The organism is Fructilactobacillus sp. X2R6C1, assembly GCF_059901295.1.
In genome coordinates this window covers 1-232 of record NZ_JBWXUZ010000084.1, presented here as the reverse complement: position 1 = coordinate 232, position 232 = coordinate 1, and the positions used below count along the sequence as shown (strand labels likewise).

1 protein-coding gene is annotated in these 232 nt (G+C 62.5%); it reads left to right on the top strand.

Features of this window, described 5'->3' with window-relative positions; genetic code table 11:
- Nucleotides 1-8: 8 nt before the first annotated feature.
- On the top strand, nucleotides 9-232 hold a 224-nt coding region (gene rmuC / locus AC6UDF_RS07465), incomplete at its 3' end, for a DNA recombination protein RmuC (protein ID WP_500724273.1).

Below are 232 nucleotides of genomic sequence, written 5' to 3'. Positions count from 1 at the left end.
AGGCTGCACTGCAGGAGATACCCGACCTCCACGAGTACGCTAACCGACGCGGGATCGTGCTGGCCAGCCCATCAGTACTCATTCCGATGCTACGCACGGTCGCCCTAGCCTGGCGGCAGGAGGCCGTCGCGAGATCTGCGACAGAAGTCGCAGCACTAGGACGCGACCTTCACAAGCGTCTAGGAACCCTGGCCGGCAACCTCGACAAAATGGGACGATCCCTGACCTCGAC